At 73.2% G+C, this 14,406-nt stretch carries 14 protein-coding genes; 4 read left to right on the top strand and 10 right to left on the bottom strand.

Translation table 11 applies throughout. The annotated features are described in order from the left end of the window. Positions 1-129: 129 nt before the first annotated feature. A complete protein-coding gene (locus tag AXF14_RS04660; protein ID WP_067941243.1) occupies positions 130-975 on the bottom strand; it encodes a rhomboid family intramembrane serine protease in 846 nt (281 codons plus the stop codon). 120 nt (positions 976-1,095) lie between these two features. Continuing rightward, complete coding sequence (locus AXF14_RS04655) at positions 1,096-1,617, bottom strand: peptidylprolyl isomerase (protein WP_067941240.1); 522 nt, start codon at positions 1,615-1,617, stop codon at positions 1,096-1,098. Positions 1,618-1,792: 175 nt separating this feature from the next. On the opposite strand from AXF14_RS04655, the gene AXF14_RS04650 reads away from it, so the two are divergent. Continuing rightward, positions 1,793-2,506 (top strand): YtxH domain-containing protein, encoded by a 714-nt coding sequence (locus AXF14_RS04650; protein ID WP_236755986.1) that lies wholly within the window; start codon positions 1,793-1,795, stop codon positions 2,504-2,506. Positions 2,507-2,647: 141 nt separating this feature from the next. Further along, positions 2,648-3,511 (top strand): aldo/keto reductase, encoded by an 864-nt coding sequence (locus tag AXF14_RS04645; protein ID WP_067941238.1) that lies wholly within the window; start codon positions 2,648-2,650, stop codon positions 3,509-3,511. A 99-nt stretch (positions 3,512-3,610) separates the two neighbouring features. On the opposite strand, the gene AXF14_RS04640 is transcribed toward AXF14_RS04645, so the two are convergent. After that, entirely contained in the window at positions 3,611-3,985 is a 375-nt protein-coding gene (locus AXF14_RS04640) for a cell division protein CrgA (protein ID WP_236755985.1), read from the bottom strand. A 174-nt stretch (positions 3,986-4,159) separates the two neighbouring features. On the opposite strand from AXF14_RS04640, the gene AXF14_RS04635 reads away from it, so the two are divergent. Next, positions 4,160-4,921: a class E sortase gene (locus AXF14_RS04635; RefSeq protein ID WP_067941236.1), complete on the top strand. Its 762-nt coding sequence runs from the start codon at positions 4,160-4,162 to the stop codon at positions 4,919-4,921. Position 4,922: 1 nt separating this feature from the next. After that, positions 4,923-5,078: a hypothetical protein gene (locus AXF14_RS13935; RefSeq protein WP_169798251.1), complete on the top strand. Its 156-nt coding sequence runs from the start codon at positions 4,923-4,925 to the stop codon at positions 5,076-5,078. Positions 5,079-5,216: 138 nt separating this feature from the next. Here AXF14_RS13935 and pknB read toward each other — a convergent pair whose 3' ends face one another. From pknB to AXF14_RS04600, 7 genes are read right to left on the bottom strand one after another with little or no spacing between them, the layout of a single operon-like run. Further along, positions 5,217-7,229 (bottom strand): Stk1 family PASTA domain-containing Ser/Thr kinase, encoded by a 2,013-nt coding sequence (gene pknB / locus AXF14_RS04630; protein ID WP_067941234.1) that lies wholly within the window; start codon positions 7,227-7,229, stop codon positions 5,217-5,219. Further along, complete coding sequence (locus AXF14_RS14390) at positions 7,226-8,722, bottom strand: serine/threonine-protein kinase (RefSeq protein WP_067941231.1); 1,497 nt, start codon at positions 8,720-8,722, stop codon at positions 7,226-7,228. The genes pknB and AXF14_RS14390 overlap by 4 nt, the downstream gene beginning before the upstream one ends. Further along, positions 8,719-10,212 carry a peptidoglycan D,D-transpeptidase FtsI family protein gene (locus AXF14_RS04620; protein ID WP_067941229.1) on the bottom strand — a complete coding sequence of 498 codons (1,494 nt, stop codon included), beginning with the start codon at positions 10,210-10,212 and terminating at the stop codon, positions 8,719-8,721. Before AXF14_RS04620 ends, AXF14_RS14390 begins: the two co-directional genes overlap by 4 nt. Then, positions 10,209-11,768 (bottom strand): FtsW/RodA/SpoVE family cell cycle protein, encoded by a 1,560-nt coding sequence (locus AXF14_RS04615; RefSeq protein ID WP_084355357.1) that lies wholly within the window; start codon positions 11,766-11,768, stop codon positions 10,209-10,211. Before AXF14_RS04615 ends, AXF14_RS04620 begins: the two co-directional genes overlap by 4 nt. Before the next feature lie 5 nt (positions 11,769-11,773). Beyond that, entirely contained in the window at positions 11,774-13,156 is a 1,383-nt protein-coding gene (locus AXF14_RS04610) for a PP2C family protein-serine/threonine phosphatase (RefSeq protein ID WP_067941227.1), read from the bottom strand. Beyond that, a complete protein-coding gene (locus AXF14_RS04605; RefSeq protein WP_067941225.1) occupies positions 13,153-13,629 on the bottom strand; it encodes an FHA domain-containing protein FhaB/FipA in 477 nt (158 codons plus the stop codon). The genes AXF14_RS04610 and AXF14_RS04605 overlap by 4 nt, the downstream gene beginning before the upstream one ends. Beyond that, entirely contained in the window at positions 13,626-14,333 is a 708-nt protein-coding gene (locus AXF14_RS04600) for an FhaA domain-containing protein (RefSeq protein ID WP_067941223.1), read from the bottom strand. The genes AXF14_RS04605 and AXF14_RS04600 overlap by 4 nt, the downstream gene beginning before the upstream one ends. Positions 14,334-14,406: the final 73 nt, after the last annotated feature.

The raw sequence follows: 14,406 nt of genomic DNA, 5'->3' as shown, positions 1-14,406 counted from the left end.
TAACCGTTCGGCCGGGGTGGGTGACCGAGCGTCGGCGGCCCGTCGGCGGTACGACGACGCCCCCGCACCCTGGTGGGTGCGGGGGCGTGGACGGCAGTGGGTGCCGGTGCCCCGGTCGGGTCGACGGCCTCAGGCGATGGCGACCCGGAGGACGCACAGGGCGACGAGCAGGACCCCGATCGCCACGGAGCCCCACACCCCGTACCCGGTCCGGCGCTGCCGCGGCGCCCAGGCGTACAGCGCCGCGACGACGGCGCCCGTGACGAGGCCGCCCAGGTGCCCCTGCCAGGAGATCCCCGAACCCAGGAAGGAGATGACGAGGTTGACGGCCAGGAGGCCCAGGATCGCCGAGCTGTCCCGGCCGAAGCGGTGCTGGATGACGAACATCGCCGCGAAGAGGCCGAAGACCGCCCCGGAGGCGCCCACCGTCGCCGTCCACCACGAGTCGGCGCCGGGGTGCGCCAGCCACAGCACCGCCGTCGAGCCGCCCAGGGCGGAGAGCAGGTACAGCGCGCAGTAGCGCCAGCGGCCCAGCACGGGCTCCAGGACGGTGCCGCACACCCACAGGGCCCACATGTTGAAGGCCAGGTGCATGAAGGAGCCGTGGAGGAAGGCCGTGGTCAGGACGCGCCAGGGCTGGGAGCCGGTCAGCGCCGGCACCATCGCCAGGTTCCAGGTCAGCGAGGGCACGAGCCTCTGGGCGAGGTAGACGACGACGCAGGCGACGATGAGCGCCTGCGTCACCGTCGCCTCGGCCACCGCCGTCCCGCCCAGGAGCGTGCGCGCCCCGCGTCGCCGGCCCGCCGACTCGCGCGCGCAGTCGACGCAGTGCACCCCGACCGAGCTCGGCACCTGGCACTCCGGGCACACCGGCCGGTCGCAGCGCTGGCAGCGGACGTAGGAGACGCGGTCGGGGTGGCGCGGGCAGGCCGGGGGCTGCTCGGTGCCGTCGGCGACCTGCGGGGACTGGCTCATCGTGGCTCCTCGTGCGGGTACGGAAGACGCCGCCGGACCGGGTTCGGTCCGACGGCGTCGTCAGCGCTGGTGCCGGTGCGGCCGCGGGCCCGGGCCCGCGGCCGCACCGACGGCGGTGGGTCACTCGGCGACGTCGACCGAGGTGATGACGACGTCCTGGAGCGGACGGTCGCGCGGGTCGGTGGCGACGGCTGAGATCGCGTCGACGACCTTGCGGGACTCGTCGTCGGCGACGGCGCCGAAGATGGTGTGCTTGCCCTGCAGCCACTCGGTGGGGGCGGTGGTGATGAAGAACTGCGATCCGTTCGTGCCCTTGCCCAGGCGGCGGCCGGCGTTCGCCATGGCGAGCACGTAGGGGGCCGTGAAGGTGAGGGAGGAGTCGATCTCGTCGTCGAAGACGTAGCCCGGGCCGCCGGTGCCGGTGCCGAGCGGGTCGCCGCCCTGGATCATGAAGCCGGGGATGACGCGGTGGAAGATGACGTTGTCGTAGAGTGGCTCGTTGTTCTGCTCGCCGGTGCGGGGGTCGGTCCAGGTCTTCTCGCCCTTGGCCAGGCCCACGAAGTTGGAGACGGTCTCGGGAGCCTGCTCGGGGTAGAGCTCGAGGCGGATGTCGCCGAGGTTGGTGTGCAGTGTCGCTTCCATGGGCGTCATCGTCGCACGGCGGGGCTCTGAGCAGCAGGGACGCTCGTGCGTGGGGCCCAGTGTTCACCCCAGGCAAAACGACCATGCCATCATTGGGCGTCGCCTGGGCAACAGTGCGACCATGATCCCAGCACGCAGTTGAAGACGTCCACGTCCTGACCAGGGAGATGACCGTATGAGCCTCTTCAAGACCATCGACAAGAAGATCGACACCGACCAGATCCGCGAGGAGGGCGCCTCCCTCGTCGAGACCGTCGCCGAGCAGGCTGGCCGCGCCGCCGAGTGGCTCTCGCCCCGCGTGGACCGCGCCCGTGACGAGGCCGCCCGATACGCCAAGGACGCCCAGGCCCGCCTCGAGCCCGCCTACGAGGAGTACCGCGCCCGTGTCACGGAGGACTACTACCCCCGCGCCCAGCGCGCCGCCGTCGCCGCCCAGTCCGCCGCGAAGACCCCCGGCACCGTGACCGAGCGCGCCCAGCGCGCCGCCGTCGCCGCCAAGAAGGCCGCCGTGGACCTGCCCTCGCCGCGCAAGCAGCACCGCTTCCTCAAGTGCCTCGGCTGGCTCACCGTCGCCGGTGCCGCCGCCGGCGGCGCCTACGTCCTGTGGCGCCGCAGCCAGCCCGTCGAGGACCCGTGGGCCGAGGAGTACTGGGCGGACTCCACCGCCGACGCCTCCTCCACCCCCTCCGCGGTGGACAACCTCAAGGCCAAGGCCGCCGACGCCGCCGAGCTCGCCCAGGTCAAGGCCTCCGAGGTCAAGGACAAGGCCGCTGAGGTCGCCGGCCAGGCCAAGGACAAGGCCGCTGAGGTCACGGACCAGGCCAAGGCCAAGGTCGCCGAGAAGAAGGACGGCGAGGAGGCCCCCTTCCCCGCCGAGCCGGAGATCTGATCAGCCCCACGCGCTGACCGGGCCCCCGCACCGTGAGGTGCGGGGGCCCCGTCGCGTCGGGGGACGGCCCGGCGACGGGCCCGGTTCGCCCCGGTTCCTGCATCGCCCTCGCACGGCGGGCGCCGCCGATAGCCTGGGCGCATGAGCACCGCGATCGACAGCCCCCTCATCACCCTCGAGCACGGCACCGGCCGGGGCGCCGACGGTGCGACGATCCCCCAGCTGGGTCTGGGCACCTACAAGGTCGACCCCGCTGAGGCCCGCCGCGTCGTCGTCGAGGGGCTCGACGTCGGCTACCGGCACGTCGACACCGCCCAGATGTACGGCAACGAGCACGGCGTCGGTGCCGCGCTCGCCGAGTCCGGCGTCGAGCGCGCCGACCTGTGGGTCACCTCCAAGCTCAACAACCCCAACCACCGCCGCGATGACGCCCTCGCCAGCTTCGAGCGCACCATGGACGACCTGCGTCTCGACGTCCTCGACCTCTTCCTCGTCCACTGGCCGCTCGCCGAGTCCGAGGGCATCGACCTCGTCGACACGTGGCGCACCATGATCGAGATCCTCGGAACCGGGCGCGTGCGCGCCATCGGCGTCTCCAACTTCCAGGCCGGGCACCTGCGGCGGATCATCGACGCGACCGGCGTCGTGCCCGCCGTCAACCAGGTCGAACTCCACCCCTACCTCCAGCAGCGCGAGCTGCGCGCCGCGCACGACGAGCTCGGCATCGTCACCGAGTCCTGGTCCCCGCTCGGCCGCGGTCACCTCCTCACCGACCCCGTGCTCGGCGAGGTCGCCGCCGAGGCGGGAGCGACCCCGGCGCAGGTGGTCATCGCCTGGCACCTGGCCCACGGGCTCGTCGTCATCCCCAAGTCCACGCACCGCGACCGCCTCGCCGAGAACGCCGAGGCCCTGTCCGTCCGCCTCACCGAGGAGCAGCTCACCCGGCTCGACGGCCTCGAGCGCGGTCGGCGCTTCGGCTCCCACCCCGACCGCGTCCAGCTCTGAGCCGCACCCCGGGAGGCCCGGACGACGGCGGCGCCCGCCCCCGGACGGGGACGGGCGCCGTGACGCGTCGTCGGAGGCCCGCTCACCGCGGGCCTCGGCTCACTTCCAGCGCAGCAGGCCCAGGAAGCCGAGCATCATGATGACGAAGCCGATGTAGAGGTTGCCGTTGACCAGCAGGTCCGAGGCGTGGTGCTGCACGAAGTAGGGGATCGGGTACTCGCCCTTGAAGAGGTAGGTGACGACGACCCACAGCAGGCCGATGACCATGAGCGTCACCATGCTCGGCGCGTACCAGCGGGGGCTGCCGGTCTCCTTGACCTTCTGAGGGGTGCGCGAGACGCGGTTCGCCTGGGCGCGCGACTCCTCGAGCCTCTCTCGCTCCGCGGCAGCGGCCTTCGCCGGGTTGCCTGAGCGGGAGGCCTTCTTGCCGGAGGCGGAGTCGTCCTTGGACGAGCGGCGGAGGGAGATGGCCACACGTGCTCCTCATGGACGGGCGAGCGACGGCTCGCGGGACTGATCTGCCGCCTAGCCTAGGGCATGAGCGGAGACGGATCCGTGACCCGGGATGTGCTCCCCGCCCTGGGAAGCCGCCGGAGCGCCGCCTACACTGACCGGCGGCGCGCCCGACCCCGGACCCTAGGAGAACTCATGGCGTCACGACGCAGCGCGAGCACGGGCTCGCGACGCAGACGGCCGCTCGACGTCGCCCTGTCGGGCCTGGGCGAGCTGCTCATCACCACGGGCCTCGTCGTCGCCCTCTTCCTCGTGTGGCAGCTGTGGTGGACGGGCATCGCCGCCGGATCCAAGGCCGAGGCCGCCACGACGAGCTTCGAGCAGACCCAGACGGAGTCGCCGGAGAAGGTCGGCACCAAGCACACCGACGCCCCGCCGGAGGTCGCCAAGGTCGGCCACGGCCAGACCATCGGGATGCTCATCGTCCCCACGTGGTACGGCAAGACGAACAACAACATGCCGATCCTCGAGGGCACGAGCTCCGACGTCCTCGACCAGGCAGCCGCCGGCCACTACGAGGACACCCAGCAGGTCGGCGAGATCGGCAACTTCGCCCTCGCGGGCCACCGCCGCACCAACGGCAACTCCTTCCGCCGCATCGACCTGCTCGAGGAGGGCGACGAGATCATCGTCGCCACCAAGGACACCTGGTACGTCTACACCGTCACCGGCCACGACATCGTCGAGCCGACGGACGTCGACGTCATCGACCCGGTCCCCAACGAGCCCGGCAAGACGCCCACGGAGCGCTACCTCACGCTGACCACCTGCCACTCCCTCACCACCGGCGAGTGGGGCAACGACCACCGCTGGATCACCTGGGCGAAGTTCTCCTACTGGATGCCCCGCTCCGAGGGGCGCCCGGAGTCCGTCCTGGGCGACCCGGGGGTGAACTGACGTGTACGGATGGATCTGGCGCCACCTGCCCGGCCCCACCTGGTTCAAGGTGATCGAGGCCCTCGTGCTCACCGCGGCCGTCGTCCTGCTGCTCTTCCAGGTGGTCTTCCCCTGGGCCAACGAGACCTTCAACCTCTCCGGCGAGGCCACGGTCTGACGGACCCCTCCCGCAAGGGCCCGGCGCCGCCCCGCCCGTGCCCGGCACCTGCCCGGCCGCTCAGGACGCTGCACGGAGAACGGCTCCGACCCCTCGCGGGGCCGGAGCCGTTCTCGGCTGCGGGCGGGGCGGGCGGGCTCAGCCGTTGCCGCCGTTGCCCTGGCCGTTCCCGTTGGCGGTGGCGGCCGTCGTCGCCGCCGAGGTCGGGGCGGTCGTGGCGGTGTAGCTGCCGATCGTGATGGTGATCGTCTTCGAGGTCGAGGTGGAGGACCCGACCGACGGGGACGTCGAGACCACGACGCCGTTCTGCGACTCGCTCGAGACCGAGGTCGTCTTGACCTCCACGTTCGTGTAGCCGGAGCTCGACAGCGTCTGCTTCGCGTCCGACTCCGTCATCCCGGTGACGTCCGGGACAGAGGGGCCGTTCGACAGGACGATGGAGACCTCCGTGTCGAGGTCGACCTTCGTGCCCGAGGCCGGGTCGGTCGAGGCGACCGTGTCCTTGTCCTCGGTCGAGTCGCCGTAGGTGACGTTGCCGACCGACAGCCCGGCGTCCTCGAGGGCCTTGCGGGCGTCCGCCTGGGACTTACCGGTGACGTCGGGAACAGTGGTCTGGCCGGTCGAGAGGACGAGGGAGACGGTCGTCCCCCGGGACACCGAGGTGCCGGAGGCCGGGTCGGTGGAGATGACCTTGTCCTTGGCGACCGTCGTCGAGTCCTGCGTGGTCGCGTTGCCGACCGTGAGGCCGGCGTCCTCGAGGGCCTTCTTCGCGTCGTCCTGGGACCTCCCGGAGACGTCGGGGACGGTCACGGTCGAGGAGCCCGCGGAGAAGTGGACGGTGACCTCCGTGCCGAGGAGGGCGGCGGTGCCGGAGCCGGGCTCGGAGGAGACGGCCTTGCCCTCGGCGACGGTGTCGGACTCGACGTCGTCGCCGCGCACGTACGTCAGGCCGACGCCCTCGATGGCGGAGCGCGCCTCGGACTCGCTCATGCCCGCGACGTCGGGGACCGAGACGGCGGTCGCGCTCGGCGAGGCGCTGGCCCCGCCGGAGCCGCCGATCCTCCCGGAGGCGGCCAGGCCGATGCCCGTGCCGACGGCGATGAGCAGCAGGAGGATGAGGAGCCACAGCCACCAGCGGCGCTTGCGCTCCGGCTCCTCCTCCGTCTCCGTGCCCGCCCCGGAGGCCGCGGACGGCGGCGCGGGGGCGGGGGAGGTGCTCCCCGGGACGGCCGCGGCCGTCGCCATGACGGTGGTCGGCTGGTTCCACGTGTCCGTCGCGGGGGCGCCGACGGCGGCGCCGCGTCCCGCGGCCAGGAGCTCGGCGCGCATGTGCGCCGCGTCCTGGTAGCGGTCCTCGCGGCGCTTGGCGAGCGACTTCAGCGTGACGCGGTCGAGGGGCTCGGGAACGTCCGGGGCGAGCGCCGACGGCGGTCGCGGGATCTCGCGGACGTGCTGGTAGGCGATGGAGACCGCCGAGTCCCCGGTGAAGGGCGGCTGACCGGTGAGCAGCTCGTAGAGGAGGCACCCGGTGGAGTACAGGTCGGAGCGGGCGTCGACGACCTCGCCGCGGGCCTGCTCGGGGGAGAGGTACTGGGCGGTGCCGACGACGGCCTGGGTCTGGGTGACCGTGGCCGAGGAGTCCTCGATGGCGCGCGCGATGCCGAAGTCCATGACCTTCACGGCGCCCGTCGAGGTGAGCATGATGTTGCCCGGCTTGATGTCGCGGTGGACGATGCCGGCGCGGTGGGAGTACTCCAGGGCGTCGAGAACGCCGGTGGTGATCTCGATGGCCTCGGTGATCGGGACGGCCTCGCCCTCGCCGAGCAGCTCGCGGACCGTGTGGCCCTCGACGTACTCCATGACGATGTACGGGACGGTCTTCGTCGAGCCGTCCGGCTGGACCATCTCCTCCTCGCCGGAGTCGTAGACGGCGACGATGGCGGGGTGGTTGAGGGCGGCGGCGCTCTGGGCCTCGCGGCGGAAGCGGGCCTGGAAGGTCGGGTCGTCCGCGATGTCGGAGCGCAGGAGCTTGATGGCGATGGTGCGGCCCAGGCGGGTGTCCTTGCCGAGGTGCACCTCAGCCATGCCGCCGCGTCCGATGGTCTCGCGGATCTCGTAACGACCTGCGAGGACCTGGGGGTGTGCGGTCACAGTGCCTCCTCGGAACGGATGACGGACGGGGCGGCAGCGGCGTCGCTGCTCGCCGGGTGCGCTGACGCAAGGGTACCCACCACGGCGACGAGGACGAGGAGCAGGACGACCGCGAGGACGATGAGCAGGTTCCTGCGGCGGCGCGCGGCCGCCTGCTGCGGCGCGTCGACGGCGCGCGAGCCGGGGCGGCTCGAGGCCGCCCGGGACACGGGGACGGGCTGCGCCGGTGCTGCGCCGGCGCTCGCGGTGCTGCGCCGGGCCGGCGTCGGTGAGGACGCCGTGGGCGGGGCGGACGACGTCGGACGGGCGCCGGGGCGCGACGGCGTCGACGGGGCGCCCGCGGAGCGCGGGGACGCGTCGGCCTGCGGACGGGCGGGGAAGGAGCGCGCCGGGGTCGTCCCGACGGTCCCGGCCGAGCCGGTGCGGCGGGCGCCGTCGGCGGTGCGGCCGACCGGGCGCGCCGCGCGTCCCGCCCGCGCGGGACGGTGGACCGTGCGTCGGGCTCGGGCGCCCGGGGTCCCTGCACCGGTCCCCGGGGACGACTGCGACGGGGCGCCCGGCGCCGCCGCCGAGGAGGCGGGGGAGCCGCTTCCGTCGTCGGCGCCGGCAGCGGCCCTCGTGCGGCCCGTGGACGACCAGCTCCGGGGGCTGCGCGGGTCCCAGGAGTCCTGCTCGAGGTGGACGAGGATCCGGTCGATCCGCCGGGCGACCTCGCGGGCGGAGGAGGGACGGTCCACGGCCTTCTTGGCGAGGAGGTCCATGACGACGCGGCGGACCTCCGGCGGCACGGAGTCCGGCAGCTCGGGGACCGGGTCGTTGACGTGCGCGAAGGCGATGTCGACCTGCGTCGCGCCCGTGAAGGGGCGGTGGCCGACGAGCGCCTCGTAGGCGATGACCCCGAGGGCGTACAGGTCCCCGGAGGGCGTGGCCATGTTCCCCATCGCCTGCTCCGGCGCGAGGTACTGGGCCGTGCCCATGACCATGCCGGTGGCCGTCATGGGCCGCTGGTTCGCGCCCGTGGAGATCCCGAAGTCGGTCAGCTTGGCGACGCCGTCGGCGGTGATGAGGATGTTGGAGGGCTTGACGTCCCTGTGGACGACGCCGGCCGTGTGCACCACCTGGAGGGCGCGGGCCACCTGCGCGACGATCGGCAGGATCTCCGCGGGCGGCAGGGTGCCGCGCTCGGCGAGGAGGTCGGACAGGGCCCGGCCCACGACGAGCTCCATGATGATCCAGCCGGAGCCCTCCGCCTCCCCGGAGTCCAGGACGACGGCGAGGTTCGGGTGGCGCAGGCCGCGGGAGTTCGCCGCCTCCGCCCGCAGGCGGGACAGGAAGATCTCGTCCCCGTTGAGCTCCGGGCGCAGGATCTTCGCCGCCACGTCCTTGCCGGAGCGGAGGTCCCGGGCCCGCCAGACCTCGCCCATGCCGCCCAGGGCGATGCGCTCGTCGAGGCGGTAGCGGCCCGCGAGCTCGAGGCCCTCCTCGGGGGTCACTGGTCCACCGCCGCGTCGATGACGGAGGCCGCGATCGGGCCGGCCTCGGAGCCGCCCGTGCCCGTCGAGGCGGTCTGGTCGCCGCCGTCGAGGACGACGGCGAGGGCGATCGAGGGCTTTGAGATGTCCGTGCCGGCGAAGCCGACGAACCACGTCACCGGGCCGCCCGTGTCGGAGCCGGTCTCCGCGGTGCCCGTCTTGCCGGCCACCTGGACGCCGGCGACCTTGGCGGTCGTGCCGGTGCCGTTGCTGACGACGTCCTGCATGAGGCTGGAGAGCTCGGAGGCGACGTCGGAGGAGATCGGGGTGCGCGCGACCGTCGGCGTCGTCGTCGAGACGACGGACAGGTCGTGGTCGAGGACCTTGTCGATGAGGTACGGCTGCATCTGCGTGCCGCCGTTGGCGACCGTCTCCGCGACCATCGCCATCTGCATCGGGGTCACGCGCACGGAGGCCTGGCCGATGCCGGCCATCGCCGTCTGCGCCTGGGAGTCGTTGGCCGGGAAGATCGACGGCGTCACCGTCAGCGGGATCGACAGGTCGGCGCCGAAGCCCCAGGCGGAGGCCTCCTGCTCGAGCTGGTCCTCGCCGACGTCCATCGCGAGCTGGGCGAAGGGCGTGTTGCAGGACTCCTCGAAGGCCTGGCGCAGGGTGACGGTGCCGTTGCCGCAGGACTCGCCCGCGTAGTTCGACAGGGCATGGGTCGTGCCCGGCAGCGTGAGGGTGTCCGGGGCGGAGACCTGCGTGTCCGACGTCGCCGTGCCGGTGCGGATCGCGGCCGCCATCGTGAGGATCTTGAAGGTGGAGCCCGGCGGGTAGAGGTCGCCGGCGATGGCCCGGTTGACGAGCGGCTTGGCCGAGTCCTGGGTCAGCGCGTCCCAGGCGGCCTGCGCGGTCGCGGCGTCGTGGGAGGCGATCTCGTTGGGGTCGTAGGACGGCGAGGTCACCAGGGCCAGGATCTTGCCGGTGGCCGGGTCCAGGGCGACGACGGCCCCCTTGCGGTCGCCGAGCGCCGAGTAGGCGGCCTGCTGGACGTCCGGGTCGAGGGTGAGCTGGAGGCCTCCGCCCTCCTGGCTCGAGCCCGTGACGAGGGCCTGCAGGCGCGAGGAGAACAGGGAGGGGTCCTGGCCGTTGAGGACTGAGTTGGAGGCCCGCTCCAGTCCGGTCATCGAGGCGAAGACCGTGGAGAAGTAGCCGGTGACCGGTGCGTACAGCGGGCCGTTGGAGTAGGTCCGCAGGTAGGTGTAGGCGTCGTTCGACTTCTCGGAGTCCGCGATCGCCGTCGAGCCGACGAGGATCGGGCCGCGGTCCGTGCCGAACTCGGCGTAGACCGTGCGGGCGTTGCGCGAGTCCGTCACGAGAGTGCCCTGCGAGGAGGAGGACTCCCACAGGGCCGGTCGGGCCAGGCCCTGGACGCTCGTGAGGGAGGCGGCCAGCGCGAGGAACATGACGACGACGAGGACGGTCACCTGGTGGATCTGCCGGTTCACGAGCGGCTCCCCTCGTCGTCGGCGGCTGCGGGTGACGCGGCCGAGCCGGCCCCGGCCGGTGATCCCGCCGAGCGGGCGGATCGACCCCGGCGGGCGCCGGCCGCCTCGTCGGGCGTGGAGGCGTTGAGGACCTGCCTGCGGATCGAGGTGGGCAGCTCGGCGGTGTCGATGATCCGCGGTGCCGCCGACGCGGGGCGCCGGGCGGCGTCGGACAGGCGCACCAGCAGCGCCAGGATGATCCAGTTCGCCACGAGGGAGGAGCCGCCGTAGGCGAGGAAGGGCGCCGTCAGGCCCGTGAGCGGGATGAGGCGCGAGACGCCGCCGACGACCACGAAGACCTGCAGGGCGATGGTGAAGGACAGGCCCGTGGCGAGCAGCTTGCCGAAGCCGTCGCGCAGCGCCATCGCCGTGCGCAGGCCCCGCTGGACGAGGACCAGGTACAGCATGAGGATCGCGATCGTGCCGGTCAGTCCCAGCTCCTCGCCCACCGAGGCGACGATGAAGTCGGAGTTCGCGAAGGTGACGAGGCTCGGGTAGCCCTTGCCCCAGCCGCTTCCGAAGAGCCCTCCGGAGGCCATGCCGAACAGGCCCGTGACGAGCTGCCAGGAGCCGCCCGGGGCGTTGTAGACGTCCGGGCTCATGGCGTCGCGCCACGCGGTGATGCGCTGGGCGACGTGGTGGAGGTGGGTCGCGGCGAACCAGGCGGCGGGCAGGAACATGGCGGCGCCGATGAGGAGCCAGCTCGGACGGTCCGTCGCCACGTAGAGGGTGACGACGAACAGGCCGAAGAGCAGCACTGAGGTGCCCAGGTCCTTCTGCGCGACGAGCACGAGGATGGACACGCCCCACACGATGAGCAGCGGGACGAGGTGGCGGGCGCGTGGCAGGTTCATGCCGAGGACCCGGCGGCCGGCGAGCGCCAGGTTGTCGCGGTTGGCCACGAGGTAGGAGGCGAAGAAGACCGCGAGGAGCACCTTCGTCATCTCGGCCGGCTGGAAGGACATCGGCCCGAGCCGGATCCAGATGCGGGCGCCGTTGATGTTGCGGCCCAGGCCCGGCACGAAGGGCAGGACGAGGAAGGCCAGGCCGCCCCACATCGCCCAGCGGTCCCAGCGCCGCAGGAGCCGGTAGTCGCGCAGCACGAGGACCGCGCAGAACAGGACGACGCCGATCCCCGTCCAGATGGCCTGCTTGGCGCCGACGACGTACTGGGTCTGCCCGTTGGCCTTGTAGGCCAGGTCGAGGCGCTGGATCATCGCCAGGCCGATGCCGTTGAGGGCGACGGCCACCGGCAGGAGCACGGGGTCCGCCCAGGGCGCGGTGCGGCGCACCCACAGGTGCACGACGATCGCGACGACGACGAGGGAGCCGCCGAGCTGGAGGATCTGCGCGGGCGAGGAGCCGGTGCGGTCCAGGGCGGTGAGGACGAAGCCGGACAGCCCGATGAGGATGCCGACGACGAGGAGGACCGCCTCGGCCCAGCGGCCGGTGCGGCGCGAGGAGGGCCGGTAGGAGGCGGCCCGCTCGGGCGTTCCTGCGGAGGGGACGGCGCTCACGGCGCTCACCTCCCCCGGGTCGGGGTGGGGGACGCGCTCGCGGACGCGGTGGCGGTGGCGGTGGCGCGGGCGGTCGCCGTGGCGCTGGCCGACGGCGAGGGGCTGGGCGAGGCGCTCGGCGTGGCGACGTGGCCGGTGACCGTCACCTCGACGTACTCGCGGGCCGCCGCCAACGACGGCTGGGAGACGGTCTCGGCCAGGCGCTCGCGCATGCGGGAGTCGAGGTCCGAGACCAGCGGCGTCGTGACGGTCTCAACCTTGTGGCTGAGCGCGAGGGGCCCGACCTCCTGGGGGATGCCCCTGTAGATGACGACGTGGTCGGACTCGCTCGTCACGTAGTACTGGGTCTGCGTCCAGCGGTAGCCGAGGAAGCAGGCGCCGATGAGGGCGAGCGCCAGGACGAGGGTGCCGAGGGCGGCGCGGCGGCGCTGCCGCCGGCGGGTCGCCCGCGCGGCCTCCGCCTGCTCGCTCACGGCGTCGTCCTCGTCCTCCTCGTCGGTCTGCGTGCCGTCGAGGCCGGCGACGAGGGCCGCGGCCCGGGAGGCGGGGGTGGAGCCGGGGGCCGGCTCGGCGGGGGAGCCGACGGAGGCTGCCGTGCGGCGGCGCTGGCGGCGGCCGGCCGCGGAGCCGACCACCTGCGGGTCCGTCTGGGGCTGGGGGTCGTCGTCCACGACGTCGACGACGACGGCGGTGACGTTGTCGGGTCCGCCGGCGCGCAGCGCGAGGTCGATGAGCTGGTCGGCGGCCTCACCCGGGTCCTCGACGGTGGCGAGGACCTCGCCGATCGTCTCGGCGGAGACCGGGCCGCACAGGCCGTCGGAGCACAGGAGCCAGCGGTCCCCGGGGACGGCCTCGCGGATGGACTCGTCGAGCTGGACGTCGCCCTCGGCGTCGCCGAGGACGCGCAGGAGGACGGAGCGCTGCGGGTGGCGGCGGGCCTGCTCGCGGGTGAGGCGGCCCGTCTCGACGAGGTACTCGACGAAGGTGTGGTCGGTGGTGACCTGGGTGAGCTCGCCGTCGCGCAGGAGGTAGGCGCGGGAGTCGCCGACGTGGACCATGGCGAGCTTGTTCCCGCTGCGCATGATCGCGATGCACGTGGTGCCCAGGCCCGCGAGGTCCGGGTCCTCGGAGGAGCGGGAGATGAGCTCGGCGTGCGCGTCCTGGACGGCGTCGCGCAGGAGGCCGAGGAGCTCGCCGGCCTGGTGGGAGTCGGCGTCCAGCGGCATGAGGTGCTCGACGGCGACGGCGGAGGCGATGTCGCCGCCGGCGGGGCCGCCCATGCCGTCGCACAGGACGACGAGGTGCGGGCCGGCGTAGGCGGAGTCCTGGTTGGAGGCGCGGACCATGCCGACGTCGGAGCGGGCGGCGTAGCGCAGCGAGACGGTCACGGGCGCAGCTCCAGGGTGGTCTGGCCGATGCGCACCGGGGCGCCGACGGGCAGCTCGACGGCGCCGTTGACGGGCCGGCCGGACAGCGTCGTGCCGTTGGTGGAGCCGAGGTCCTCGAGCCACCAGGCGCCGTCCTTGGGGAAGACGCGGGCGTGGCGGGAGGAGGCGTAGGAGTCGTCGAGGACGAGCGTGCAGGCCGGGGAGCGGCCGATGACGATGCTCGTGGGGGACAGGGGGACCGTGGAGCCGGCGAGGGGGCCCTCGGTGATGACGAGGCGGGAGGCGCCCTTGCGGCGGCCCTTCGCGGGGGCCTCGGAGGCGGCCGCCTGGGCGGAGCGGCGCCGGGGGGCCGTGGGCGCGGACGAGCCGGCGTCGACGGCGTCGCGGCGCAGGGCGCGCACGACGAGGGCGACGAACACCCACAGCAGGACGAGGAAGCCCAGCCGCGCGAGCGTGAAGGCGAGCTCGCTCACCCGTTCGCCCCGGCTGCCTGGCTGCCGTCCCAGAACATGATCCGGGTGCGGCCGATCGTGAGCGTGTTGCCGTCCAGGAGGGTGGCGGCGTCGACGCGGTGACCCTCGACGAAGGTGCCGTTCGTGGAGCCCAGGTCCGTCGCGATGGCGTGGCCCTGGGTGAGGCGGATCTCGAGGTGGCGGCGCGAGACGCCGGAGTCGTCGACGATGATGTCCGCCTCCGAGCCGCGGCCGATGACCGTGACGGGGCCGGTGAGGAGGTAGCGCTGGCCGTCGATGTCGAGGATCGGGTGCGTCGGCGAGGCGGTCGCGGCGGCGGCCGGGGCGGCGGCCCCGCGGCGGGTGGAGGACTCGATCTCGATGGCGGGGGCCGTGAGGGCGTCGTCCTCGACGAAGGAGACCTCGACCGGGCCGACGAAGGAGTAGCCCTGCTCGCCGGCGTGGGTGGTGGCGACGTCCTCCATCTGGGTCACCATCTCCTCCTCGCCCCAGGAGCGCAGGCGCTCGACGTCGCTGGGGGCGAGGTGGATGCGGAAGACGTTCGGGACGACGGAGCGGTCGCGGGCGAAGGACGCGGCGCGCTTGTCCATGGTCTCGCGGAGCTTCGAGGCGATCTCGATGGGCTCGACGTCGTCGGAGAAGCGCGACATGGCGCGGTTGGCGACGCTCTCGACGCCCTTCTCGAACTTGTCCAGGAATCCCAATGGACCCTCCTCCAGGTGGTGACGGCTGCATCGCGGAGCGCGGTGGCCGTGGGGGTCCCCGCGGTGACGCGAC

Origin of the sequence: Actinomyces radicidentis, assembly GCF_001553565.1 — a bacterium.
GTDB lineage: Bacteria > Actinomycetota > Actinomycetes > Actinomycetales > Actinomycetaceae > Actinomyces > Actinomyces radicidentis.
This window is presented reverse-complemented; position numbering and strand designations above follow the sequence as displayed.